Annotated in this window: 2 protein-coding genes; one reads left to right on the top strand and one right to left on the bottom strand. The window is 65.2% G+C overall.

All coding sequences use genetic code 11. The features are described from left to right. Positions 1-20 precede the first annotated feature (20 nt). Complete coding sequence (locus tag EN749_RS32420) at positions 21-1,343, bottom strand: tetratricopeptide repeat protein (RefSeq protein ID WP_127396580.1); 1,323 nt, start codon at positions 1,341-1,343, stop codon at positions 21-23. A gap of 226 nt (positions 1,344-1,569) precedes the next feature. Between EN749_RS32420 and EN749_RS32415 the strand changes: the two genes are divergently transcribed. Next, positions 1,570-3,750: autotransporter outer membrane beta-barrel domain-containing protein (locus tag EN749_RS32415; protein WP_128364697.1), on the top strand; the 2,181-nt coding region annotated here is incomplete at its 3' end.

The following is a 3,750-nucleotide window of genomic DNA, read 5'->3' as shown; positions in this document are numbered from 1 at the left end:
AAAACAAGATCCGCTTCGGGTCAATTCTCCGACAAATCGGCGGCGCGTCGCACAAACAGCGCTGACAGCGGACTGTCGGGCCGCGCCATCGAACGCTCGGCCGTGAGCGCCCTGGCCAGCGCACCGTCACCGGCGCGCAACGCTGCCTCGATCAGCGTCAGGTCGATAACATCGCGCTGGGCGTGGCTGCCGCCGAAGCGATGGGAGATCGATCGGATCGGCCGGATCAGGCGCACGGTCTCGGCGTAACTGCCCTCACCGAATGCCTTGATGGCGAGCGTCAGCGGATGGCCGACATCCCGCGTGAAAGCCGCATTGTCGTCGCTGCCACGCATGGCCTCGCGCTGAGCCTCAAGCAAAGCGAGGGCCGGCGCATCTAACCCTGCACCGACAAAGGCCATCATCGCGTGGGCATCGTTGAAGGCATAATTGCCGGCGCCGGCCTTATGCCAATTGGCGGCGAGCGCCGCCCAGCGGTCGCCGACATCGACGCCGCCGAGGGCGAGCCGCCACAGGACTGCCGAGGCATCGACCATGTTGAGCGCCATCGTCGATTGCACGATGTAGATGGGGCCGTCATAGAGGGCCAGCACCGCGTCGGTCTCGCCGAGATCATAGTGGAACAGCGCCAGGTGCCACCAATTGTGGACCTGCAGGAAACTCTCCCTTGTCCACGCTTCCGGGTTGGTCAGCATCCAGGCGATGCCATCCCTTTGCCGGCTCTGCATTTCCATGACATGGGCGACGGCATGCTGCGCCCAGCCGTCGCGCGGCTCGAAGTCGACCGCCGCGCGGCCAAGCTGCTCGGCCCTGACATAGTCACCCATTTCCTCCAGCCCGAAGGCGTGCATGCCGAGCATGGCGTGGTAGCCGGGCATGCCGCTTTGCCAGGACGGCAGGGCGCGTGCGATGCGGTCGCGCAGCATGCGTGCATTGCCGGTGAAGAAATCGATCTGGTGGCCGACCTGCAGCGCCAGCCCGTCGCGCGGGGTCTCGATGGTGATGTCCTCGAGAATGCGGCTGGCTTGATGCCAGCGTCCGTTGGCGAGATGACCCAGGGCTGTGACATGCGCCCGCTCGCGCGTGGTCGCGGCAAGCGGCAGTGACGCCTCATGGCAAGCCTTGGCCACCGCTGTCGCCTCCCGCTCGGTGGCGAGGCCGAACAGATAGCCCTTGAAGACATGCGCCATGACGAAGCCGGGATCTTCCGCGATGGCGTGGTCGATGGACGCCACGGGATCGCCGATGAAGCACTGCAGTTCGCGCACTGCCTGGCTGTAGGGGGCGAACCCCGCCTCCGTTGCACCCGAAAGCGTCAGGCCGAATGCGTCCCTGGTTGCCATGCGATGTCCTTTCATCGATCCGTGACAGGGCCTCGATCCTTCGGCCCAAACCGATCCTAAAGCATGGGCCACGGACACGCCAACCGCGCGCTACGCCAGATCATTTCAGTAGTCTTTGCAGTTTAGCAACCATGCGGGGCAGATTAGGCTTTGTAAAATCGAATGAATTGTGTCTTCATTACGGCGACTGGCGGGGGCTGGAAATCGCGAATCGAGAGGGGACGCGATGTGGCATATGAAGAACTCGCTTCCGAACAGTCGTTCGGAGGATGCGCAGGTGACAGTTGCTTCGCCACGGCGAAAGCCGCATCCGCTACACCCTTGGCTTATTAGCATCCTCTCAACTACGGCCTTTGCGTTGCTGCCCAATTCAGCTGCGTTTGCCGCATGCGTGCTGGGCCCAATCGCCGGAAATACCGTCTACACCTGCGATAGCGGCGACTCGGGCGGCAGCCTCACCGATGCCGATGGCGATAACACGCTGAATTTTCCCGCCGGCGGCACCGGGCAGATATCAGGCAACGTGACCTTTGGTGTCGGCACGGACCGCATCGACATGCAGTCCGGCACCATCACCGGCACCGTCGATCAGGGTGGCGGCACGGATTTTTTCACCATTGGCGCGGGGACCGTCGCCGGCAATGTCCAGCAGGGCGCCGGCATCGACGACTTCAATATGAGCGGCGGCCAGATCGGCTCGCTCAACCAGGGCGACGGCCTCGACACCTTCACCATGACCGGCGGCCGCATCGTCGATTTCTTCGACGATGGCGACCGCGCCGTGATGATCGGTGGCCGCATCGGCCGCGTCAACATGAAGCTCGACCAGAATTACTTCAACATGTCCGGCGGCACCATCGACCGCAACCTCGTCACCGGCTTCGACAAGGACACGATCATCCTGTCGGGCGGCACCGTCGGCGGCAACATCAGCGTCAGCGGCGGCAATGACAGCGTCACGGTCACCGGCGGCACGGTCGGTGGCGATATACTGATGAGCTTTGGCGCCGACGATTTCGTCTGGAACGGTGGCGGCATCATCTATGGCGCCGTCGATCTCGGCGGCGACAACGACACCGCCAGGCTCAGCAACCTCACCAACGCCAATCTCGGTGCCACGAATGCCATATCAGGCGGCCTCGGTACCGACGCGCTGACACTGGACAACGTCAAACTGGATGGGGTCAGCCGGCTCCAGAACTGGGAAAGCTTCGACGCCACCAACGACACCGAACTGACGATGGACAGCAAGCTGGTGCTCGGCGATAGCGGCACCGGCACAGGTTCGCTCAGTGTCGATGCCGCAAGCACGCTCTATGGCGGCGGCTTCAATGCGGCGATCCAGGCGTTTACGGCAGGCCAGTTGGCGCAGGTCACCAATGCCGGCCGCATCGACCTGACCAATGGCAGCACCGGCGCCACCGACAGCCTGACGATTTCGGGCAATTATGTCGGGCTGGGGGGCCTGCTGCTTATCCAGACCGAGCTCGGTGACGATTCCTCCGCATCCGACAAGTTGGTCCTGTCGAGCGGAACGGCTTCCGGTTCGACCGGCATCTCCGTGGTCAATCTCGGCGGCGCGGGGGCTGCGACCACGCAGGACGGCATCATGGTCGTCCAGGCAATCAACGGCGCCACCTCGGGCGCCACGACATTCGCGCTCGACGCCCCGGTCGCCGCCGGTGCCTTTGAATATTACCTGTTCAAGGGCGGCGTCAGTGCCGGCAGCGAGGAGAACTGGTACCTGCGCTCGACGCTGAACACGCCGGCCCCTCCGGCCGCCGCCCCGCCGGCGCTGGAACCTACTGCGCCGCCGGAACCAGAGCCGCCGGCGGCCGAACCGCCGCCGCCGCCGCCTTCCGAGCTGCCGCCGACTCCGCCTCCGACCGAGGGCGACATCAACAACCCGCCGGTCGATCCGACACCGCCGGTGCAGGCCGCCGATCCGGAGCCCGAGCCGCCGCCGGCACCACCGCCGGCACCAGTTGCGGATCCGCCCCCGCCGCCGCCGGTTGTGCCAACGGATGTGCCTGACCTGCCGACACCGGCGGCGGGCGAGGAGATCCTGCTCTATCGCATCGAGGTTCCGGTCTATTCCGCCTTGCCCCCGGTCGCCGAACATCTGGCGATGACGACGCTCGGCACCTTCCACGAACGGCGCGGCGAGCAGAGCCTGTTGTCGAACACCGAGCTGTCGCCGGTCTGGGGCCGCATCTTCGGCCAGGACAGCAAGATGGCATATTCAGGAACGGTATCGCCGTCCTTCGACGGCACCCTGTTCGGCCTCCAGGCGGGCTTCGATCTGTTCGGCCGCGAAACCGCGTCGGGCCAGACCGATCGCGCCGGCCTGTTCGTCGCCTATGCCAGCATGAATGGCGACGTGCGCGGCCGGGCGCTGGGCTGGGAC

Source organism: Mesorhizobium sp. M7A.F.Ca.ET.027.02.1.1, assembly GCF_004022985.1.
In the GTDB taxonomy this organism is placed as follows: Bacteria; Pseudomonadota; Alphaproteobacteria; order Rhizobiales; family Rhizobiaceae; genus Mesorhizobium.
Note: the sequence above shows the minus strand (reverse complement) of the source record. Positions and strands in the feature narration are given on the sequence as shown.